This window comes from Providencia sp. PROV003 (assembly GCF_045040775.1).
Lineage (GTDB): Bacteria > Pseudomonadota > Gammaproteobacteria > Enterobacterales > Enterobacteriaceae > Providencia > Providencia huashanensis.
On record NZ_CP096369.1, the window covers coordinates 3,225,601 to 3,249,447 of the forward strand.

The 23,847-nt window shown below is 36.8% G+C and carries 18 protein-coding genes; 7 read left to right on the forward strand and 11 right to left on the reverse strand.

The window, feature by feature from the left end; translation table 11 throughout:
• Position 1: 1 nt before the first annotated feature.
• Positions 2–1,531 (reverse strand): Re/Si-specific NAD(P)(+) transhydrogenase subunit alpha, encoded by a 1,530-nt coding sequence (pntA, locus tag M1F14_RS14780; RefSeq protein ID WP_042843845.1) that lies wholly within the window; start codon positions 1,529–1,531, stop codon positions 2–4.
• A gap of 385 nt (positions 1,532–1,916) precedes the next feature.
• On the opposite strand from pntA, the gene ydgH reads away from it, so the two are divergent.
• Positions 1,917–2,867 (forward strand): DUF1471 family protein YdgH, encoded by a 951-nt coding sequence (gene ydgH / locus M1F14_RS14785; RefSeq protein WP_071548056.1) that lies wholly within the window; start codon positions 1,917–1,919, stop codon positions 2,865–2,867.
• 362 nt (positions 2,868–3,229) lie between these two features.
• Positions 3,230–4,570 (forward strand): amino acid permease, encoded by a 1,341-nt coding sequence (locus M1F14_RS14790; protein WP_395346592.1) that lies wholly within the window; start codon positions 3,230–3,232, stop codon positions 4,568–4,570.
• Between the two features lie 295 nt (positions 4,571–4,865).
• On the opposite strand, the gene hrpA is transcribed toward M1F14_RS14790, so the two are convergent.
• Complete coding sequence (gene hrpA, locus M1F14_RS14795) at positions 4,866–8,768, reverse strand: ATP-dependent RNA helicase HrpA (RefSeq protein ID WP_048607147.1); 3,903 nt, start codon at positions 8,766–8,768, stop codon at positions 4,866–4,868.
• 206 nt (positions 8,769–8,974) lie between these two features.
• Between hrpA and M1F14_RS14800 the strand changes: the two genes are divergently transcribed.
• Entirely contained in the window at positions 8,975–9,574 is a 600-nt protein-coding gene (locus M1F14_RS14800; RefSeq protein ID WP_042843850.1) for an FMN-dependent NADH-azoreductase, read from the forward strand.
• 64 nt (positions 9,575–9,638) lie between these two features.
• Here the strand turns inward: M1F14_RS14800 and M1F14_RS14805 are convergent, their stop codons facing one another.
• From M1F14_RS14805 to M1F14_RS14815, 3 genes are read right to left on the reverse strand one after another with little or no spacing between them, the layout of a single operon-like run.
• On the reverse strand, positions 9,639–9,968 hold the full coding sequence (locus tag M1F14_RS14805) for a YdbL family protein (RefSeq protein ID WP_042843851.1): 330 nt from the start codon (positions 9,966–9,968) through the stop codon (positions 9,639–9,641).
• Positions 9,965–10,177 (reverse strand): YnbE family lipoprotein, encoded by a 213-nt coding sequence (locus M1F14_RS14810; protein WP_042843852.1) that lies wholly within the window; start codon positions 10,175–10,177, stop codon positions 9,965–9,967. Before M1F14_RS14810 ends, M1F14_RS14805 begins: the two co-directional genes overlap by 4 nt.
• Before the next feature lie 11 nt (positions 10,178–10,188).
• The gene (locus tag M1F14_RS14815) at positions 10,189–12,786 is read right to left on the reverse strand and encodes a YdbH family protein (protein WP_048607145.1); all 2,598 of its coding nucleotides are present in this window, start codon (positions 12,784–12,786) and stop codon (positions 10,189–10,191) included.
• Between the two features lie 233 nt (positions 12,787–13,019).
• Here M1F14_RS14815 and M1F14_RS14820 point away from each other — a divergent pair, with 233 nt between their 5' ends.
• Together M1F14_RS14820 and M1F14_RS14825 are read left to right on the forward strand one after the other, a co-directional pair.
• Positions 13,020–14,018 (forward strand): 2-hydroxyacid dehydrogenase, encoded by a 999-nt coding sequence (locus tag M1F14_RS14820; protein ID WP_042843854.1) that lies wholly within the window; start codon positions 13,020–13,022, stop codon positions 14,016–14,018.
• Between the two features lie 15 nt (positions 14,019–14,033).
• Positions 14,034–14,471 (forward strand): META domain-containing protein, encoded by a 438-nt coding sequence (locus tag M1F14_RS14825; RefSeq protein ID WP_042843855.1) that lies wholly within the window; start codon positions 14,034–14,036, stop codon positions 14,469–14,471.
• Positions 14,472–14,554: 83 nt separating this feature from the next.
• On the opposite strand, the gene grxB is transcribed toward M1F14_RS14825, so the two are convergent.
• Positions 14,555–15,193: a glutaredoxin 2 gene (gene grxB / locus M1F14_RS14830; RefSeq protein ID WP_181469259.1), complete on the reverse strand. Its 639-nt coding sequence runs from the start codon at positions 15,191–15,193 to the stop codon at positions 14,555–14,557.
• A gap of 189 nt (positions 15,194–15,382) precedes the next feature.
• On the opposite strand from grxB, the gene M1F14_RS14835 reads away from it, so the two are divergent.
• Together M1F14_RS14835 and M1F14_RS14840 are read left to right on the forward strand one after the other, a co-directional pair.
• On the forward strand, positions 15,383–15,982 hold the full coding sequence (locus M1F14_RS14835) for a DJ-1/PfpI family protein (RefSeq protein ID WP_129465883.1): 600 nt from the start codon (positions 15,383–15,385) through the stop codon (positions 15,980–15,982).
• A gap of 547 nt (positions 15,983–16,529) precedes the next feature.
• Positions 16,530–16,811 (forward strand): helix-turn-helix domain-containing protein, encoded by a 282-nt coding sequence (locus tag M1F14_RS14840; protein ID WP_232370534.1) that lies wholly within the window; start codon positions 16,530–16,532, stop codon positions 16,809–16,811.
• Between the two features lie 224 nt (positions 16,812–17,035).
• Here the strand turns inward: M1F14_RS14840 and M1F14_RS14845 are convergent, their stop codons facing one another.
• The 5 genes from M1F14_RS14845 to M1F14_RS14865 all read right to left on the reverse strand — a co-directional run bounded on the left by M1F14_RS14845 (position 17,036) and on the right by M1F14_RS14865 (position 23,783).
• Positions 17,036–17,902, reverse strand: coding sequence for a fimbrial protein (locus M1F14_RS14845; protein ID WP_232370529.1), 867 nt, complete (start codon positions 17,900–17,902; stop codon positions 17,036–17,038).
• 119 nt (positions 17,903–18,021) lie between these two features.
• Entirely contained in the window at positions 18,022–20,505 is a 2,484-nt protein-coding gene (locus M1F14_RS14850; RefSeq protein ID WP_181469257.1) for a fimbria/pilus outer membrane usher protein, read from the reverse strand.
• A gap of 9 nt (positions 20,506–20,514) precedes the next feature.
• Positions 20,515–21,216, reverse strand: a complete 702-nt coding sequence (locus M1F14_RS14855; RefSeq protein ID WP_042843861.1) for a molecular chaperone — start codon at positions 21,214–21,216, stop codon at positions 20,515–20,517.
• A 119-nt stretch (positions 21,217–21,335) separates the two neighbouring features.
• Positions 21,336–21,956: a fimbrial protein gene (locus M1F14_RS14860; protein WP_036957782.1), complete on the reverse strand. Its 621-nt coding sequence runs from the start codon at positions 21,954–21,956 to the stop codon at positions 21,336–21,338.
• 1,587 nt (positions 21,957–23,543) lie between these two features.
• The gene (locus M1F14_RS14865) at positions 23,544–23,783 is read right to left on the reverse strand and encodes a DUF333 domain-containing protein (RefSeq protein ID WP_042843863.1); all 240 of its coding nucleotides are present in this window, start codon (positions 23,781–23,783) and stop codon (positions 23,544–23,546) included.
• Positions 23,784–23,847: the final 64 nt, after the last annotated feature.

Genomic DNA, 23,847 nt, shown 5'->3' on the forward strand with positions numbered 1-23,847 from the left:
CTTATCCTTTACGAAACATTTTTAACATGCGTTGAGTTACTGTGAACCCACCGAAAATATTGATACTTGCTATCAATATGGCAATAAAGGATAAGAAGCTTACCCAGCCACCACTCCCTATTTGGAGTAAGGCACCGACAACAATAATCCCTGAGATTGCATTCGTGACTGACATTAATGGCGTATGTAATGCATGAGTCACATTCCAAACCACGTAATAACCTACAACACAAGCAAGTGCAAATACCGTGAAGTGTGATAAAAACTCTTTTGGCGCTGAATTGGCAAACCAACCAAATAATACAATTGCTAATGCCATCAAGCCATATTTCACCACTGGCGACATCTTTTTCTCAGGCGCTTTAACCTTTTCAACTGGTTGCGGCTTCGCCTGCGGTTGAGCAGATACCTGAATTGGAGGTGCTGGCCAAGTGATTTCCCCTTGTTTGATCACCGTTACACCACGAATAACGAGGTCGTCGAAATCGATATCAATTTCACCATTTTTATCTTTACACAATAATTTCATTAAGTTAACAAGGTTAGTACCATATAACTGTGATGATTGTGTTGGTAGGCGGCTTGGTAAATCTGTGTAACCAATAATTTTCACACCATTATCGGTAACAACTAGCTTATCAGCTTGAGTTAACTCACAGTTCCCCCCCGTTTGTGCGGCTAAATCCACAACCACACTTCCCGGCTTCATTGATTCGACCATTTCTTTAGTAATCAATTTAGGAGCAGGTTTTCCAGGGATCAGAGCGGTAGTGACAATAATATCCACGTCTTTAGCTTGAGCCGCGAATAATTCCATCTCAGCCTTGATAAAGGCTTCTGACATCACTTTCGCATAACCATCACCGCTTCCAGCTTCTTCTTTAAAGTCCAATTCAAGGAACTCAGCGCCCATACTTTGGACTTGCTCTTTCACCTCTGGGCGAGTGTCGAATGCACGAACAATCGCACCAAGGCTGCCAGCCGCGCCAATAGCCGCAAGCCCAGCAACCCCAGCCCCGATGACCATGACTTTTGCTGGCGGAACCTTACCTGCTGCGGTAATTTGACCAGTAAAAAAGCGACCAAATTCATGGGCAGCTTCAACAATCGCACGATAACCGGCAATATTTGCCATTGAGCTTAGCGCATCAAGTGATTGTGCTCTTGAAATACGAGGGACTGCATCCATAGCCATCACATTAATATTACGCGCTTTTAGAGCATCCATTAGCGCAGCATTTTGAGCTGGCCAAATAAAGCTCACCAGTGTCGCTCCCTCTTTTAATAACGGTATTTCATCTTCCAGTGGAGCGTTGACTTTAAAAACAATATCAGCTGCAAATGCAGTGTCACGATCAACTATTTCTGCACCTACCTGCTCGTATGCTACATCATCAAAACTCGCTAAGTGCCCTGCGTCTTGTTCTACACAGACAGAAAAACCCAACTTTACTAGTTGAGTCACTGTTGAAGGTGTAGCAGCAACACGCGCTTCATTGGCAAGTCGTTCTCTTGGTATACCAATACGCATAATGTTCCCTTTTTAAAGCCTAAAGTAATGTTGTTGATTGAATGTTTGCTAAAATAATGACCATCATCACAGAGAAAAGTCTTATTTTGTGTATAAACAGATTTTTAATGTTCTAATAACCTACTGAAAATATGCTTCTTGATCCATAATTGATCACGATTCTTAGACAGTAAATGGAATTCGCAGTGAAAATCTTAGTTTTAGGTCAATAAAATACTGGATACTTTAAAAAATCTGGTAAATTTAACTAGTCAATAATTATTTATTTCTTATAAAAAGAAAATCATGAGACAACAGGTTCAGTTACGTGTAATAATCACGTACATGTGATACAACTAAGATTCAGCACTTTTATAATAAATTGCGCAAGGCGGAAGGATTTTGTATGAAGCTGAAAACTACGGTCATCGCAGCCGCGGTGTTATCATTAACTAGTATAACTGCTACTCAGGCGGCTGTTGAATTGACGCCAAAACAGGCTACTGAATTAAAACCTTATGAGCGTATAACAGTTACCGGGCGCTTTAATGCTATCTATGAAGCATCCGATGCAGTCTCCCGTAGGGCTGATAAAATGGGGGCGTATGCCTTTTACATTCAAAGCCTTGATGATGTAGGTGATAGCGGCAACATGCGTGTTGTTGCGGATGTCTACGCGAAAGATGCACCTAAAGTCGACGAACCAAAACGTCGTGTCTTTGGCGGTGTTGAAGAAATGACTAAAACTGACGCTGCACAGTACGAACCTTTCGATACTGTTACAGTTAGCGGTTTTTACCCTTCTCAACCTGACCTTTACGAAGCTATTGCAAAAAAAGCGCTCGAAAAGAATGCAGCATCATTCTATGTCGTACGTAATATTGCAATGAACGATGGTGGTAATACCTTAGCAACCGCGTACATCTATAAAAAAGATGCACCAAAACGGCAAGTTCTCAATGAAGATGCTGTTGTTCCCGCTGATTCAGATGCAGGTCGAGCGCTGCTCGCTGAAGGTGGTGAAGCGGCTAAAAAGGTAAGAATACCTGGTGTTGCTTCATCCGAAGAACCCACAACAGCGGTAGGTCGTTTCTTTGAAACTTCTAGCAGCCAACCTGGTCGAACAAGTGTAACACTACCAAGTGGCTATGTAATTGAAGAAGTCAATAAAACAGCTGCTGCACAAATGGTTCCATTTGATTCAATCACCTTCTCTGGTTACTACACAAATACACCAGAAGTACGTTATCAAATTGCAAAACGTGCTGAAGCGAAAGGCGCCAAATATTTCCATATTACAAGAGAATGGCAATCTAACGGTGGAAGTGTCACCATTAGTGCCGATTTATTTAAGTAATAAATAACGTCTCTAAAAAACCAGTCTAATTATCTAGGCTGGTTTTTTTATTTTAATAACTCAAATGCTTGAAACCCCATCTTTACCTCTTTCTTCTGATACTTTTTCATCATTAACATAAAAGTGAATAAATCATCCAATAAAATGCATACTTTCCCATTGCATATCGGCCATTTCACTCGTAGAATCCCACAACTTAAATTACGGCAGTCAAAGTCACTAGATTATTTAAACCTGCCAGTTAAACTCATTGCTGCAATGACGTTTTAACGTCATTTTAACTTTTGATTGCTAAACACTCAGGATTTACTTTGAAAAATACATTGAGCCTTACTGCACTAACCGCCCTTGTTCTTAGTTCAATGGTTGGTGCTGGTGTATTTAGCCTTCCGCAAAATATGGCCGAAGTGGCTAGTCCACTCGCTTTAATCATTGGTTGGTCTATTACAGGTGTTGGGATCTTATTTCTCGCATTTGCTCTATTACTATTGTCTCGAATACGCCCTGATCTAGATGGCGGCATTTTTACCTATGCAAAAGTTGGCTTTGGTGAACTCATCGGGTTTTGTTCTGCGTGGGGTTATTGGCTCTGTGCCGTTGTAGCAAACGTCTCCTATCTCGTTATTGTTTTTGCGGCGATCAGTTTCTTTACTGATACCCCTGATAACATTATTTTTGGTGATGGAAATACCTGGCAGGCATTGATAGGTGAATCAATACTATTGTGGTTTGTTCATTATTTAGTTCTACGAGGCGTACAAACCGCCGCCGGCATCAATAAATTAGCAACAATGGCTAAATTAGTTCCCCTTGGCTTGTTTATTGTCTTGGCGTTTTTTGCATTTAAATTAGATATCTTTAATGCAGATTTCAGCGGAATAGACCTAAAAATGCCGGTTTGGGAACAAGTCAAAGATACTATGCTAATTACCCTTTGGGTATTTATTGGTATTGAAGGTGCTGTAGTTGTTTCTGCACGCGCAAAAAACCGCAGAGATGTTGGTTTAGCAACAGTCTTTGCGGTTAGCTCAGCACTAATCATCTATATCCTTGTTACCCTACTATCACTCGGTATTATGCCTCGCGCTGAACTTGCAGAAATCAAAAACCCATCAATGGCGGCTTTGATGGTTAATTTAATGGGCTCAAGTGGTGATATCATCATTGCTGCTGGGTTAATTATTTCGGTATGCGGTGCTTATTTAAGCTGGACAATCATGGCTGCAGAAGTACCTTATATTGCGGCTCAATACCAGTCATTTCCTAAAATTTTCAATAAATTAAATAAAAATGATGCCCCATCTTCATCATTATGGCTAACCAACGGTGCGGTACAGCTCTCACTGGTTTTAATTTGGCTCAGTGGTAGCAATTATAATACATTGCTAACAATTGCCTCTGAAATGATTTTAGTGCCTTATTTCTTGGTTGGCGCATTTTTGATGAAGGTTGCATTTGAGCGCCATAACAAAGCATTACTTGCCGTCGGATTTATTGCCAGCATCTATGGTTTATGGTTACTTTATGCATCAGGTTTAATTAACTTGCTATTATCTGTGGTGCTATATGCCCCTGGCATTCTAGTCTTTTTCTATGCACGCCAACAACAGACCAATAAGGCCCCATTAAAAACGATAGAAATAATCATGGCTTATGCTATTGCTGTCGCAGCAATACCCGCACTCTATTATTTACTCGCATAGCGTCCATCATTTAGGTAGGCTTAGTCTAATATTATTAAGCCTACCTTCTTTGACCATATAGGCTCATCATTCTCACTGTATAAATCATCTTTTTTCGTTATCTCCCCCCCTCTCTTTGTTTTCAATTTCAACCTAGTTAAATGTTTATTTTGTACGAACACAGTGGCTAATTGGATGTAATTCTTACAGTATGTTGTAACTAAATCAGGGTGAAAATAGTTTTATTAAATACGAAGCTAAATAAAAAAGCTTCGTGCCGTTAAGTACGAAGCTTTGGTAAATCAAAAGGCGATTATTACGACAATTTTTGCGATAAGCTATCCATCGTCTGAATAATTCTTTTATCTGAAATTGGATAAGGCGTCCCTAATTGCTGAGCAAACAGACTGATACGCAATTCCTCTATCATCCAGCGAACCTCTTGTACTTCAGGCATATCTTTTTGAATTGGTGTCAGTTTTGCTAACCATTGCTGCCACATATTTTGAATGTGTTCGACTTTACTCATTTGAGCCCGGTCACGATTTGGGTCAATAGCCAACTTTTCAAGGCGACGCTCAATACCATTTAAATACCGCAACACGTCGGGCAAACGTTTCCAACCATGAGCAGTGACAAAGCCTTTAAATACCAGCCCCCCCATTTGTGCTTTTATATCAGAAAGTGCTAGAGCCATCGAAAAGTCTACTCGCCCTTTCAAACGTTTACTAATTGCAAATACTGCACTAAGAATTTGCTCAACTTGCTTTGCAATAGTGACAACGACATCGTTTAATTCAGCACGAGCAAACTCTTTAAGCTTCTCAAATTGCGCTTCATCCCACACAGCTCCACCAAAATTAGCAATTAATTGGTCTACCCCACAAGAGATACAGTCATCGATTAGGTCTAAAACTTTACCATAGGGATTAAAATACAACCCTAATTTCGATTTATTCGGTAGTTTTTCATGCAAATATTTAATGGGTGATGGAATATTTAGCAATAATAACCGGCGAATACCACACCACATCGCTTGCTGTTGCTCAAATTCTGTTTCAAATACACGAATTCCTACACTGTTTTTTTCATCAACTAAGGCCGGATAGGCTTTAACTGAATACCCTCCTCGCTTTTGCTCAAAACGTTGAGGTAATTCGCCAAAACTCCAAATATGTAAACCAGATTGTTCAATCCCATCGTCAACGACCTCAGAGAGTGTTTCTTGCACTTTTTCCTTCAGGCTATTTTTCAAAATATCGAGATCTTGGCCTTCCGCAATAGTTTTATTTTTGTCGCCAATAACACGGTAAGTCATTTTTAAATGTACAGGAAGTTGGTCAAGCTGCCACGCTTCACGTTCAACAGTCACTCCAGTCATCCGACGCAATTCTTTTTCTAGCTTGTCTAACACACTACCTTCAGGTTCTGGCACACGCTCAAGAAAGGCTGAAGCATAGTTTGGCGCAGGAACGAAGTTTCTTCTAATTGGTTTGGGTAATGACTTAATTAATGCAACAATCAATTCATGCCGTAAACCTGGCACTTGCCAGTCAAAACCCATATTCTGCACCTGATTTAAAATAGCGAGAGGAATATGTACTGTCACGCCGTCTGCATCAGTGCCTGGTTCAAATTGATAGCTTAAGCGAAATTTAAGCTCCCCTTGATACCAATAATTGGGGTAATCAAGCGCCGAAACTTTACTGGCATCTTCTTTGATTAACATGCTTTTTTCAAAACTTAGCAAGTCTGCCTGCTGTTTTGACGCAGTTTTCCACCAGTTATCGAAGTGGCGTGAAGAAATCACATCATTCGGGATCCGCTGGTCATAAAAAGCAAATAAGGTTTCATCGTCAACTAATATGTCACGTCGACGTGATTTATGTTCTAAATCCTCAACTTCAGATAACAGTTTAAGGTTTTCTTTAAAAAATGCGTGACGCGTTACCCAGTCCCCTTCTACTAAGGCGTGCCGAATAAATAACTCACGACATAATAAAGGGTCAATGTTGCCATAATTCACTTTCCGCGCTGAAACAATCGGTAAACCATATAAGGTCACTTTCTCTGATGCCATTACCGCACCTTCAGATTTTGACCAATGGGGTTCACTATAGCTATACTTCGTCAAATGCTCTGCTAATGGTTCAATCCACTCAACATCAATAGAAGCCGCAATTCTCCCCCATAGTTTTGATGTTTCAACTAACTCTGCAACCATTGCCCATTTAGGGGGCTTTTTGAATAAACCTGAGCCAGGAAAAATGGTGAACCGCGCATTCCTTGCTCCAGTATATTCTGGTTTATCAACATCCTTTTGCCCGATATGTGAAAGTAACCCAGCCAATAAAGAAATATGGATACTACGAAAATCAGCTGCTGAGCTATTAATCGCAAAACCTTGTTCTTTTACAACTTGCCTTAGTTGCGTATATAAGTCTTGCCATTCACGAATACGTAAATAATTTAAAAACTCTTGTTTGCACATTTTCCTAAATTGAGCGTTAGACAGCTGTGTTTGTTGCTCTTTCAGGTAATCCCAAAGGTTTAAAAAAGCCAAAAAGTCTGATTGTTTGTCATGGAAGCGACGATGTTTTTCATCAGAAGCTTGTTGCTTATCCAAAGGCCTTTCTCTTGGATCTTGGATTGAAAGCGCAGAAACTATGACCATCGTTTCCCTAATGGCACCATGTTTTCTCGCCTCAATAACCATACGAGCTAACCTCGGGTCAACAGGCAGTTGGGCTAATTGACGACCTGTATCTGTTAATTGGTAGCCCTTATCTGCCTGCCTATGAGGTTTAATTGCCCCGAGCTCCTCCAACAGTTTTACGCCATCTTGTATATTACGTTTATCAGGAGCCTCTACAAATGGGAATGCAGAAATATCACCAAGGCCTATAGAAGTCATTTGCAAAATAACTGAGGCTAAATTGGTCCGTAATATTTCCGGGTCAGTAAACTCCGCTCGTGAAAGAAAATCCTCTTCCGAATATAGGCGAATACAGATACCATCAGAAACACGCCCACAACGCCCTTTTCGTTGATTCGCAGAAGCTTGTGAAATGGCCTCGACAGGCAAACGTTGCACTTTTGTTCGATAACTATAACGACTGATCCGTGCATAACCTGTATCAATTACATATTTGATACCAGGTACTGTTAATGATGTTTCTGCTACGTTGGTCGCTAAAATAATTCGCCTTCCTCCATGAGGATGGAAAATACGATTTTGTTCTGTATTAGAGAGCCTTGCAAACAAAGGAAGAATTTCAGTGTGACGTAATGACAACTTTGATAAAGCATCAGCAGTATCACGTATTTCACGTTCACCACTCATGAATATCAGAATATCACCATTACCTTCTAGTGATAATTCGTTAACAGCATCAACAATCCCATCAATTTGGTCACGGTCACTGTCATTATCTCCGCCAACAATTGGGCGATAACGCACTTCTACAGGGTAAGTACGCCCAGATACCTCAACAATTGGCGCATGATTGAAGTGCTTCGAGAACCTTTCAGGATCAATAGTTGCTGAAGTAATAATAACTTTTAAATCAGGGCGTTTGGGTAATAATTGACGCAAATACCCTAAAATGAAGTCAATATTTAAGCTTCTCTCATGTGCTTCATCGATAATAATCGTATCGTATTGTAGGAGTAATTTGTCATTCTGCAGCTCTGCAAGGAGGATACCGTCCGTCATCAATTTAATTTGGGTGGTTTCACTCACTTGGTCACTAAAACGGACTTTATAACCCACATTAGTGCCCAATTCACACTCTAATTCTTGTGCTAAACGAGAAGCAACTGACCTAGCAGCAAGGCGACGCGGTTGGGTATGGCCAATATAGCCGAGTACACCTCGTCCAAGTTCAAGACAGATTTTTGGAATTTGGGTTGTTTTACCTGAGCCAGTTTCACCTGCAATAATAACCACTTGATGTTTTTTAATCGCATCAAAAATAACATCTTTTTTCTGGCTGACCGGTAAATTATCAGGGTAAACAATTTTAGGTGGATTTAACCTTTTGGCTAACACCTTCTGCTTAGCCGTTTCAATATCCGACTTAATGATATCAAGTACAGCTGAACGCGATTTTTCATCTTGAATTTTCGCGACTCCATGCACTCTTTTTTTCAGTAACCATTGGTCACGTAATGAAGTTTGTCCAATATCAGCGTTTAATGCTGTCAGTATGGATTTCACTTTTTAATCCTTATATTTTTAATTACAATTACGATAGTCATTAAACTTCGCCGTTTAGAAGTAGCATTTAGATTAGGTTTTGATTGTTGTTATTACATAAAAATACCATCATTTTTTTTGAAGTAAGCTATCTAATTTTCTGTCTATCAATCAGTTATGTATCACGTATGATTAGAGTAAAGTAATACAATAAATTTGAGGAACATATGAGTAAAATATTACTATTGAAATCAAGTATTCTTGCTGACTACTCACAAAGCAATAAAATGGCAGATTACTTTATTCAGCAATGGCAGGAAAAATACCCAGCAGACGCAGTTACTGTACGTGATTTAGTCAATCAGCCGGTCCCAGCAATTGACAGTGAAATTTTAGCAGCTTTTGGCCCTAGTGACACGAAAACAGAACAACAACAAGCACATTTAGACCTATCAAATGCATTAATTGAAGAAATCAAAGCTCATGATACGATTGTTATTGCAGCACCTATGTACAATTTCACGATTTCGTCTCATTTAAAACACTACTTTGACTTTATTGCACGTTCAGGGCATACCTTTAAATATACAGAACAAGGTTCCGTTGGTTTATTAAAAGATAAACGCGCTTATGTATTAACAAGCCGAGGCGGCATCTATAAAGATACACCTGCTGATACTATGGTGCCTTATTTAACATTATTTTTGAATTTTATTGGTATCAGCGATATTGAGTTTATTTTTGCTGAAGGGACTGCGTTAGGGCCCGATTCAGTTTTACAAGCTCATCAACAAGCTCAAGAACATATAAATAACATCATAAATTAATAAGCACCTCATATACCTAAAGCTACCATTGTTATAATTTTGCGCGCTTTCTTAGTGCGCTTTTTTAATTCTTTTGTAGCCATTGCCCATTAATTCCACGTACATACTCCCCTTCACTTGCTCGCTCAACTAATTTCTGCCCAGCAATTCTCGCTACTTCGCTAGTTTTTAGATTGTTTTTTTTAGCAATCTCACTATACTTTTTTTCGCGTTCTTGATTAATTTGGTTTGCCAACTTTACAGCATCTGGATTATTTGTATTAACAGGGGCTAAGTATCCTGATAATGTTTCCCCTAACACCCCTCGATCTTTCGCTTCATCAATTGTTAATGCCATAGATTGAAAAACACTAAACAATGAGCATAAGGCTAACACTTTAATTATCTTACTCATTTTTCACTTACCTCGCCAAATAGATCACTGTTTTCCTTAAGTAACTCCTCAACCTGCCTATCCGCTTTTATTTGGATTTCATGCTCAATTTTCACATTCATATTAATGTTAATTGGCTTATCCGGGGTGGCAACCTCAACTCGCAAACAAGCTGATAATAAAAAGGTTATTACTACTACTGTACTCAGTTTCAATATATTCACATTCATCCCTACGCCTATTATAAATTTTTTTCTAACCACTCTTCTAAAGAGCTACCAAATCGCAAACTACGCCATAGTTGAAAGATATTTTCTTCATGATGATAATTTAAATGAACTTCACGCCTTTTCTTTTCTTGCGTGTTATAACCTTCAAGGATCGTTTTCATCGTTAACATCCCTAAATTAGTTATATTTACATCTGTTCTGCTACGCTGTATTTCTAAATACTGCAACCAACTCATTGCTGAACCTGCAGATATATTATCTTCACGAATAGAATCGACAAATTGGGTATCTAACCGTAAAGTCAGCGGCCCACTGTTTTCCATCCAACCATTTTTAACTATCCATTCCGGATTATTTAAATAAAATGGCAGCTCTCCATTAACTTTACCTGAGACTGCAAACTGTGACACTTTCAGTATGGTAAATAACTGGCTAAGTTCAATTTGTCGCAATTTAATCGTTGAAGCTTGTGTCTGTGGCCAGCGTAATAAATCCATTGAAATATTCCCTCCTAATGTCTTAAAACCGACATTAGTTAGCTTCAATGGCGCACTATCTGTTGGAGGATAACTTCCAGATAAATCAGCTTTAATATCCGTAAGTTCAAATAAATTATTTAGTTGTTTAATCCGTAATTCAACAGGTGTTTTTCCACCCAAAGTCCATGTGCTTTGCTTTAACCGCCATGGTAATACAAAATTTAACCCCGATAGGTCTCCATCTTTCAGCCAAAGGCTAGTATTTTCAACTCTCCAGTGCCCACCAGCAATAAAGCCATCTTCAGGTGTAATAGAAAATGCAGCTTGAGAAAATAATTTACCCTGTTTTAATTCAATACCAAGATCTGCGGGTATTAATGTTTGAAATGCAGTCACTGATTGCTCAGGCCAACGGGCTTCACCTCTTAGCCTTTCCCCATCCCAACGACTAAAAATCACAATTGGCCCAACATCCTTAGTACTCAGGTCGCCTTTTAACTGAAAATCAGCAGGTGATTTACCATTAATATCTGCATTTACCGTGATTTTTGGTAAATAACTTTCTTTACCAAATTGCATTCGTTCACTCGTAAGTTGCAATGACCCCTTAAAGTTAGCTTTGTTGAGATCTCGTTGCCAAGATAAAGGTTTTGTTAATTGCAAACGCGGTGCACTCATCGACAGTAAACCATAGTGTATTTGGTTAAAACCTGTCGTTAAATTATTTAGTGTAATCAGTGTATCTTGCCAACTACCATTCCCTTTAATATCCCAATTAGCAGAGATTGAAGGCAATACAGCATTCCCCCAATAATTCCAAAACCATGTGCCGTTATCGAGGGTAAATTTATTGGCTTTACCATCTAAATGGATATCAAAATCCCCCCAATATTGCTCTTTAACCTTTAATATCGCTTGTAGAGGCCCGGAAATACCCTCTTCACTAAGGGAAGTGCCTGCAAGAGGTAAACGGATTTCTTTAATTAATACTGTTGGTGATGCTCTTCCATATGCTCTAAGTAATGACCCCGATAAAAATGAGATTTTTGCCGCGGTTAGTTCGCCTGATACTTGAGCTGGCAAGTTGATATCTAAAATCATATCTTCATATTTCACTCTGCCATTAAGCTGAAAATTGACCGCAGTATTTATTAAATCAATATGTGTTGGGGGCAGAGTTAATACTAAGTTTGCTTTTCCTTTTTTCCCTTGAGTCAATAGATTGATTCGCCCTGAAAAAACCATTTCACTCAATATATTATTCCAGTTATTAACCTGTAAGTTTATTCCCCCTTTTAAAGGAATATCAGCCTCATCCCACTGCCATTTACCGTCGGATATTTGAATAACTTCAGGGGTTAAAACCCAAGGAAGGTGGAGTATTTCTTGCTGTTTGTCTATATCAACGACACTTATTTTACCTTTATTATTTCCCCAACTAAATTTAGCAGTCAGGAATTTTTCAGGGTTTAATAATTTAAAATTAGCGTTTAACTCACCTTTCTCAGGTAATCGATTTGCCGTCAAAGGTAATTGGATTTCACCTGAAAGCTCTAACGTTTGTTTTTGTTCTGGGAGGTATGTAGAAAATTCTTGAATAACCAATTGATTATCCGCGGTAATTAAAGAGGTTAGCTGTAAATTATCTCCTCTAAAATCCAATTTTAAAGGATCAGTATGGCTACTTCTGAGCCATAAGCTACCTTGGTAGTCCTCCCAAGGATGAACGTCTACATTTTTTATGACAAGCGAAAACTCGGGAATACTGCCTATCAGCTGCTCAACATTTATAGCATCATCTGTGCCATGACTACTTGATTTAATAGCACTAAAACATTCAGGAGCCACAGTGAGGTTATCAACAATAAAATGCAATGGGAATATTGAAACCCGAGTATTTTTTATCTCAACTAACTTGCATTTATCGACGTTTAGATTGATCTCGCTAAGTTGTAATTGCCCTTCTATAATACGCGGCGTTGAAAATGAAAGCTTCAACGGTTCAGGAAGATAGTGAGAAGCAACCACTGGAGCCCAACGAGAAATGGTAATCCATAATAATGCTAAGAGAGCAATACTTACCCCTGAAAAACAAAGTAATATCATAAATGCTCTTTTTAATAGCTGCATTAGCTTCGTCCTTGTCTGATTTGCTCTACACTGCAAGTAATGAAGTTCATTCGACTGTCACATTAACTCATTGTCTAGCAAGCATAAACTATATCTGATTGTAAACAGATACCTATTTTCTTAATTTATAGGTGATTTACAAACTTAATTGCCTTATTCTGAGTTTATATTTTGTAGGTACACATTTTTACCTACTGTTATTTTATTGGTTCCTAAAAACTGGAGTCTCTCTGATGAAAATTGTTTCTTATAGTACCAAACTGTATGACCGTAAGCACATGGAACAAGTTAATCAAAGTTCTGGGTTTAATTTTAATATTGAGTATTTTGATTTTCCATTAACGGTTCAGACTGCAAAAAATGCGGTAGGTGCTGATGCCATTTGTATTTTTGTTAATGATGAAGCCAACCGTGCTGTTTTAGAAGAATTAGCTGCATTAAACATTCGAATTTTAGCTTTACGCTGCGCGGGTTTTAATAATGTCGATTTACAAGCGGCTAAAGAATTAGGGATTCAGGTGGTACGTGTGCCTGCTTATTCCCCAGAAGCCGTTGCTGAACATACTGTTGGCATGATGCTATGCCTAAATCGCAGGATCCACCGAGCATACCAACGGACTCGAGATGCTAACTTCTCTCTTGAAGGTTTAACCGGTTTTAACATGCACAACCGCACTGCTGGTATTATCGGAACAGGTAAAATTGGCCAAGCCACTCTACGTATTTTAAAAGGTTTTGGGATGCGACTCCTAGCCCATGACCCATATCCAAACCAAGCAGTTTTAGATCTTGGGGCTGAATATGTTGATTTAGATACCTTATATAAGCAATCAGACGTTATTTCTCTACATTGCCCATTAACCGCAGAGAATCATCACCTACTTGATGAAAGTGCGTTTAATAAAATGAAAAAAGGGGTCATGATCATTAACACCAGCCGCGGTGCACTCATAGACTCTGTTGCAGCAATCAATGCGTTAAAATCACAAAAAATTGGTTCGTTAGGTATGGATGTATATGAAAACGAACGTGATTTATTTTTTGAAGATAAGTCTAACGATGTTATACAAGATGATGTTTTCCGTCGTCTTTCATCTTGCCATAATGTGTTATTCACGGGGCATCAGGCATTTTTAACTGAAGAAGCGTTGATAAGCATTAGCCAAACAACGCTTAATAATATTCGCCAAATTAATAGCGGTGAAACTTGCCCTAATATTGTTAATGCTTAGTTGGATAATGGAACAATGAAACACCTAATTCCACTTACAATTTTAAGTGTACTATTAGCCGCTTGCCAAACACATCAAGTGAATGCCAGAAATGACGACCAAGAGCTTAGAAATAAATTAATGCACCATCGTTTTATTCTGACCGAAGTTGACGGCAAAACGATTCAAAATAAACAAACAACGCCATCTATTTCTTTTGGTGAAAAAATGTTTATTTCAGCATCAATGTGCAATGATTTCAACGGGTTCGGTAATATTAACAATGCTAAAATTACCGTTAAAGATCTAAATAAAACAGAACTTGAATGTGTCGATGAAGATTTATCAAAATGGGACCCATTAATAAAACGAATGTTAACTGATGGTGCAACTGTTACGTTGAAAAATAATCAACTTGTCTTGATTCAAGGGCATTACAAACTCGTGTATACCTTACGTGATTATATGAATTAACAGGCAAGATTACCTACTCACTGTTTGCATTCCATTGACTAAAATGCCTCCTGTTGGGAGGCATTTTTCATTTAACACAAAAATTATTTGGCTTGGTCAAACAGTAAATTAATCTTCGCGGCTTCTGCAATACGGGTCATATAATGGCTAATATTTGTACTGAATGACAATTCGTCGACAATACTCAAACTACGTAGAATCGGGAAAATAATAAAATCATTAATATCAATAACTTCCCCACGTGTTTCTAACCACGCATCTAATAATGACATTTGAGGTTCTAACTCTATTAATAAAGTGTGAGTTTCTTTCTTCAGTTCTCCTAAATCACCATGCGATTTGGTAGAGCGTTCAATATAAGCCTCCCTTGCTTTAGTTGTACTGATTTCAGGAAAATCAGTTTCAATGAAGCGAGGTGTCACAAGTTTATAAACGACTGAAGATACAGCCTTAGACCAAGTTTCTATTTCAGGAAAAATCTCCCCATTAGCATATTTAGGTTCATTAAGGCTATCAATATAATGGACAATATCTAAGCTTTCCGGTAAATAGCTGCCATCCTCTTTTTGCAAGATAGGTAACATTTTTTTACCTATCATACTGATAGGTGTTTCTTTATCATCATCCAGTAAAAAAACCTGTTCTACCGCTAACTTTTTCAAACCAAAAATCATTCTGGCTCTGACACAAAATGGGCAATGGTCATAAACATATAGTTTCATTTTTAACCTCATTGTTCAGGGAGTAAAAAAAACCAATACATATTTACAGTATACTTTAGTGATTTTGTTTATGTGTGAATGATTTGTAAAATTTCCCTTACTTTTAGTGTTAATAAAGTGCACAAAATCCCAATAATGAAGTAATAATCATGGCAAAATAGCCACATTACTGAAATGCCAGAGAGACTTATGACGTTAGACTCTATTGCTATCATTCTTTTTAATGAATTTGAAACCCTTGATGTCATGGGGCCTGTAGAGGTATTTGGCCGCTTAGATAATTGCAAAATTAACTTTATTTCCCCATCTGGCTTACCTATGACTAGCTCACAAGGTGTCACACTTGAAACTATACGAGTAGATAAGCCTCGCTATAAACATATTTTAATCCCAGGGGGACAAGGCACTCGGCCTTTATCGCAAGACGATAGGTACATCCAATGGTTAATGAAACAATTTGAGTTTGCTGATACTGTGATTTCAGTTTGTACAGGATCTGCACTCATTGCAAAAACCCCTCTTTTAAATGGGCTTCGCGCAACCACCAATAAACTAGCCTATGACTGGGTTACATCGCTAAATAAAAAAATTTTATGGCAACCTAGTGCAAGATGGGTGCATGACGGAAAATTTTATACCTCTTCAGGTATTAGTGCCGGTATTGATATGTCGTTGCAAATTGTTAATGATTTCTATGGGTTAAATATAGCAACTGATATCGCTATTAAAATGGAGTATATATGGAACCAAAACCCAAAACATGACCCATTTGAAAAAGTCATCATATAAGATTATTTAAGCATTTATTTAAATTAATAAACACTCACATTTTATTAATATTATTAACCTATTAAAGCGTGTGTTTTATAGTTAACTTATATTTAGAGTTAATATATTAAGCATAAAATTAACAATATAACACCACATTCTTAACTTTTTCATTTGAATTTTATAGTTTGCTATTAAAGATATCGTAATTGGTTGTATTTATAGAGTTACCTATAGTACTTCCAATATAAAACATGCCCAGATTGAAAGTATTAAGCTAAATTTCCTATCTTCCACTTGCGCTAACAACCTTACTTTCAAGTAATAAAATAAAATTAATTATTTTTACTTATTAAGTGATACAATCCCCCTACTAAAAATAATGTTATTTTTTATTAATCATTAGTTGTAAATGGAGATTTTTATCATAATTATCATCATTAGAACTTTTAAAGTACTTTAGTTTTTAATATACTATATAATGTAAATCTTATTAAAAATATTAAATATAACCCTTCATATAAATTGAGGATGTCATATTGACATTCATACTCTAATAGGTATCAAGATAAAAAACCGGAGAAAAGAACTAGGTCTATCTGGAGCCAATTTAGCTAATAAACTAAATTTAAGCCAACAACAAATATCACGTTATGAAAATGGTATTAATAAAATACCAATTAATCATTTAGTTGATATCGCAGAAGCGCTAAATTGCCCTATTGAATGGTTTTTTCAAGGTTATGTAAGTAGTTCAAAATCAAACGAAAATGGACTATCTAATGAACTTAATCAAGAGTTAAGATACACCGCTGAAAGTGTTATCGCCCCTTCTAAAGATCAATATTAATACAACCAAAACATTAAGTTCATACAAATAAAGTACAAATAACATAAGCATTTTTATGCCATGTTATTTGTACTTTTATTTTTCTAAGATTATTAAAATAAAATGGCTAATCTTCTACATAAAGATTAGCCATTTATTTAAAGTTGATTTTATCAACTTACAGAACAGCACCAAAAATTTAGTTTAATTATAATCACACTAAATCAAAATTTATGTATAAAACTTTAATCATAGGTAATATTAAAAACCATTTTAGAATTTACTTCCCCAGCAGAAATTGTACGGCCATATTGGTAATAACGAGCTTTATAATTTAAATCAAGATATTTTGTTTGTCGGTCAACTAAACGTCCAACTTTGTATTTTTCATTAAACATAAGTGGTTTATTAGCTTTACGTTCTAAAACTTGAATACCAACCCCTGTAGCTCCGCTACTGGATTTATTCTGATTAACCAAAACACCTTGTCGATTATTCATATTTGTTGGAATATCGCCGCTGAAAGTCATATTAACATTTGTAAAACCAGAAATGCTAACACCACCACTGCATATTAATCGAATATCAAAATCTTTTTCGCCTGCCGTCGCCCCTGTACCATTCAGTTGTGAGCGCTTAATAGGATCAAGATACACATTTTTTTCAGTTCCCCCTTCAACTTGGCAAGAAGGTGAAACTATTGTGATAGCTTCAGCATCTAACTTAGTAATTAAAAACGGGTTGTTGTTTGGAGTATATCCATAAGACGTATAAAGGCCACTCGCTATAGTTCCAGAACCGGTAACCGGAGCAGTTTTCACCAGAGTTAAAATAAATTTTGAACCCGCAAGATAATAGTTACTTGATGAAGGCGCATAAAATGTATCCGGGTACGTCATTCTCACTGCACCTTCACGGTGAAATTTCATACCAATTCCTGGCACATTTGTCTGGTAAATTTTGTTCCCTACTGGAACTAAACTTGGCATAGTTACGGAGGCTGTTATCGGTGTATTCCTCGTACAATACGCATAAATAGCACTTGAGTTTTCCCGCATATCCCATGTTTGCTCCGCAATGGTATCGCCAACATTTAAGTTAGGGTCTACCACGACTCTCCCCATCTGCATATTTAATTCATATGTCCGAGTTGAAGTCCTATTACAATACGCAGAAGCATAACTCGCGGTAAGAAACACACCAACTCCGATATACAAGCAAATTTGTTTCGTTATTGACATAAACTTTCCTTACTATTGCCAGCTTCTAAAGAAAATGAACACTGCCCGTTTTCCCATTTTATAATTGCCACTTTTGCAGTTTCGCTACTAATAAATACTGTACCACCTTGACCAACGATACCTATGGACTCACCATCTATATCAGTAACATTCGCCCCAAATGGCAATGGCTTATTTCCAGCTCTTACAACATTAAATGCGATATTCTTTTCGACTTTAGTACCAAATTTAACCTTAACGATACTCCCTTCATAAGGAACAACTTGCGTTGCTGTATTTTCAAAAACAATATCTTCAGGACTTCCTTTTGGATCAATTTCTACATTATTAATGCGATAAGCTCTGACATAAGGAGCAACAGCATAACCATTTCCGTCAATCCGTGTTCCCGGAGCTCCCATGATTGATGCACCTTCCGCACCTTTCGCTTCAATTAAAGCCAACGTTGTTGAAGTATTTGGTGTGAATGTGATGCCTTCAGAGTGCACAATCATTGAACCATTTGCACCAAGCCCAAACTGACGATACCCCTGACCTTGGCTATAGTTCGCATTCGTATTAACAAACGGTGCACGATACCCCGTATTCAAACCAATATTTTTCTGTCCACCATTTGCAACGGAAGTATTTATGCCATAAGTCCAATTATTATCTCTATCAAATGCACCACTCGCACCGATTTGGCTGGAACCAAATTTTTCATTATTGAATGCCGTATTTGAAGTTAATGTTGCGCTCTGACTCTCACCGAAATACAGTGGGTAGCTAAAGTTTAAGTTGATGCGGTCATCTTTTTTATTATTGGTATTTTCTGCATAAACTCTCATAAATGCGACGCCATAAGAAAGACGATTAAAATTATTGTTATAACTCAGTTGGTATTGCTTTTCTGTCCCTGACTTATCCCAGTAATTAGAAATACGGCCCGTAAAATAAACCCCACCATAACCATCAGGAAGGTTTTGATTTACTGTATAACTAAAGCCATTTTTCTCACGTCCTAATGTATTCTCTACACCACGCTTATCGTTATCTATCGCATATAATGCATTACTGACGTTATAGTAATCTTTCGTTGAATACCGATAAGCAGCTAATACCAAGTTAGTATCCGTTTGAGTAAACAAACGACTAAATGTTAGACGGTAACTTTGCCCATTTTCTGTTCTATATTTAAATGCGGTTCTAGACTGAGTTAAATCCACAGCAACTGCACCAAACCCAGTGTTAACACCAGTACCAACTAAGTAAGCTTGATAGTCATCAAATGCAGTGACACCACCATAAAGCGTAAACGTATTATTCAAACCATGTTGAATAGTACCTTGCATAATAAATGGACGATTTCTCAACCCATCAGCATCAGCTTTACCACCAGCAACTTGATAACGTGTAAAACCAGGACGTAATAGCTGTGCTAATGATGAATATGGCACGCTAAAGCTACTTTCACTTCCGTCAGCTTCTTTTACTGTTACAACCAAATCATTCCCGTAACCTGATGGATAAACATCCGTCAAGCTAAAAGGCCCAGGTGAAACCGTTGTTTGATAAATAATAGAGTTATTTTGTGTTACTGTTACTAAGGCATTACTTTGTGCTATTCCTCTGATTTCAGGCGCGTATGTTGCCATTCCATCAGGATACATATTGTCATCTGTTGCTAGTTTTGCACCACGCAAACTAATACTGTCAAAGAGATCACCATCGGTATAAAACTGCCCTGCTGTCGCTTTTGATTTTAGTTCGGCGATTGGTTTTTGCAGATATGTTTGATTGCTATTCCAATTCGTCCCGCCATGACGCTGCCAATTAAAGTTTCCAATATGTTTGAGTAGCCACCCATCAAAACTTAAACCAGCATTCAGCCCTAAATAAGCGCTAGCGTTATTCGTTCCCTTTGAGCCACTGGTATGGTTATCATAATAGTTAGCCATATAACCGATATTTAGTGCAGGAATGCCCGTTTCCCAAAATTGAGGAGAAACATAACCACGGGAAGTTCTCTGTTCATATATTTGTGGAACAGAAATATCCAAACGCAATGTAGAAGAATGAAATGTATCTACAACGTCTTTTTGATCATTCCAATCCATTAAAGGTAAACAAGTATTACTATCTTTACTAACCGTAGGATTTAGCTTTTCAATATTAATACCAAAGTCAGAAAGCATTTCTGGTGTATAACACACTCCTAGTTGACCGTTTTTTTGTTCTTCAAAATTAAGATCGTAGCGCCCCTTCCAATTGTTATTCGTATATACGTCAACTGAATATTTACCGGGGCTGATCCCTGAAGAATTGAAACGCGTTAAATCAACATCTTCCTTACTACCTATAATAAAACCACTATTAAATTCATAGGTTGTATCTTCTTCACCCCAAGCATTAAATGTAGGCACCATGCATGCAGTGACAAAGCAAGTCACAGAGAGCGTATTGCTATATTTATTTATTAACTCTCGCTGTTTCATTATATATTCCTATTTAACGGTGGTTTTCACCGCAATATCTGACCCATAATCATTAATATTATTAATTACGATATGACTTCCTGACCTTACGGCTTGTTTTAATTCAACTGTTGTTTGACTTTTTGGTTCTAATAAAATTGTTTTTTCATTTAACCCAGATTTACCATCTGTTGAAATTTTTGTAATGGTAATATAGTAAGGTGTCGGGTTATCTATAATAATGCCCTTGCCATTTGCTTTTATAACAAGTTGCTCTGGCGCTAATTCACGGCTACTCAGCCCTGTTGGTCGATAAAAGAATTTAAATCTAGAACGGATCGCTAATTGCAATACATTCTGACTATCCCCTTCTTTAGCTTTAGCCATAGGGGGAATATCCAAAATATTCAACCACCATAAGCTTTCGCGGTCTTGAGGAATACTTCCTTTATCCATTAATTTGATTCGTAACGTTTGCCCACCTTTAGCTTCTACACGCGAAATTGGTGGTGTAATCTGAAATGGTGTTTTTATCGTATCTGGTGTTTCTGACGCATCACCTGTGTCAAGCCACGCTTGTGCAATTGCAGGACGATCGGCAGTATTATTTAATTGCACGGTAATTTCTTTTTCATTTCCAGGATAAATAAACCGTGTACCATTAACGATAATATTATTAGCAAATGAATGCATACTGAAAATGAAGCAGAAGATAAATACTATTGCTTTCATTTGAACCTCAAAATAAAAGCGGCAGTATACCTACCGCTTATCAAAGTAATGCTGATTAAATTAATATTTAAACAATGCTTACGTAATTAAAACTAATAAGGAATTAACTTATTACTTTCTTATTGATAAGTGATTTCATAAGTTGCATAACTTTTAACTTCACCTGTTGTGACATCTTTAGGTGTAGAAGTTGCGTAACCAACGTAGTATTGGAAACGAGCTCCATTCTCAACTTTAGTTAAGTCACCTTTAACTTTTTTCTGAGATGGGTTACCAGGAATGATTTTACCTGATAAGTCAGAGCTATCATCAGTTGAAAGTGCTAATTGAATATTTTTAGCACCTGTAGTTTCAGTATTTGCTAAGTAACCTTCTGAGTTACCTGATGCACCTTGCAGTAAGTTACCACCAGTCCAGTTAACGTTTAATAACGTTTTATCGATCGCAGAATCATTAGCTACATCTTTAACATCTGCTGCAACACAATTAGTTACGTCAATAACAAAAGATTTTGGTTTTAACAATGCATCTGCACCACCATCACGAACTTCTGTTAATGAAACTGGCGCTAAGTAAACGCTAGCATCACTACCTTGTCCATCCACAGAAACAGTACAAGAAACATCGGTCACTTTACCGTGAAAATTAACTTGGCCACCACCAACGTTGGTGCTTGCAGCGTTAGCTGTTGATAAGCCAATAATAGTTGTTGCAACTGCAGTCAGTAGTACTTTCTTCATTTTCATTTCCTAATATGAGGGTATTTATTTTTTACATTAAAAAGAACTGATTAAGTTTTTTGTTTTATTGTTAGGCAAAAAATAAATGCAAGAGCCTAGTCATACATAGAGTATGACCGGTAGCTTATGCTTCATTTTGAACCATTCGTATTAATGCAAATAAATGTATTTCTTAATTAGTCCTATTTAGAATTTATAATCATATGCTCTATATGATTTCGAAGAGAGGATACATAATAACTTAAGTTTTATCAAATCGTTTTTATCATCGCTTATTTATTTTTTAATAGGCCACACCTATTAAAACTGATCTATTGATTGAATTACTTGATATGGTTATTTCACTAAACTACTCGTGTTACGCTTACATTTTAGAAAAAAATCTTAATTTTATTGACTTATAGATTTAATTATCTATTAATTCCTAATAAATTAGATTTATATGAACAACAAAAAATACATTTATCATATTTAAATGATACTAAATTACACATTTTGATACTTTTAGTCGCAAAATAACACTAACACACATCCATTAACGATCATCCTTTAAAGATAGTATCATTAATTTTATTAATGTATAATCACTAATATTAGTAATAAATTTCGATTTCAAAAAAAAATTTAATACCGAATTTTTATGCTAAAAACCTAAAAAAAAACACTATGAGTGTATAATTGAGTTTTTATATCAACAGTCAGCTTTGGTCGTTATTAAAATTCTGAAATGTGTGTTTTGGAGGAATAAACATCGATTTTAATTAAAATAATAATATATATGATGAGGGGAAATTTAGAATGATAACGAAAATGACGATAAAATCGCAATATAATCCTCTTTTCATTCAACTCTAAATTATTACTAAAAACTCAATATCAACTTGTACAAGTAAGTCTATGTTAGAAAAAATTATCATTGTTTTTGATATAAAATAAAAAAACAGAATAGTTGCACAAACTATAAACTAACTTATGTCAATTTTTCTATTTTATAACCATATGAAAATACGGGTGTTTTCCTAAACCGAACAACAGCCAAAAATGTGATCTATACACTGTTTTTTATCATTAAGAATATTCCTAATTTACTCTCATAGTGTGTTAAAGTGTGATCCTAAGCTTAAAGCTATCAATAAATGATGTTTTTCTTACCCTCATTTAAGCATAAAAAGGAGAGTTTACCGTTTTTCAAACAATTCAATCCCATGAATAACACTCATTTTTTGTCGATTACATAACATAAAGTAGCTATCTCCATTTTAGTACCATAATTTAACAATTTTGAGACATTAACAGATAAAAATATTTTATATCAATAATTTGCCATATACCGACTAGCTTACCTTTACTAAATCAATATGCCTTTCTTAAAATGTCGCCTAAACTACATACGGAATAGTTGACGGATACTATCTGCAACATATCATTCCGTTATCTGCTTTATGACGAGCAAAAAACGATTGATACTCATTTAATATCGGCTAATAAATTGAAATGATTAATCACTAAAAAAGGAGAATGCCTGATGGTGGTATAGCAAAAGCCCATAAGGAGTAGAGCCTTTGCTAATAACGATGAAAAGGAAGGTTAGTTTGAATGGCCTTTACGATATAGCTCCCATTCTTCTATTCTTTCTTTTGAAGGCAAAATACAATAGCCAACCTGCCCGCTAGGAGTATCAACCGTCTCAGATTTACCACCAGATTGTACACAATATACCGATGCAGGATTAGGCATCCCTACTGCTTGTTGAGGCTCTGTTTTAGTATTTTTAGATACACAACCCGCTACTGCTATTAACGCAGTAAAAATGAATATTTTTTTCACACAACCCCCTATTTACGTTAGGCCAGCTTATTATAAATAAATAATAGCAAACTAACAACAAATT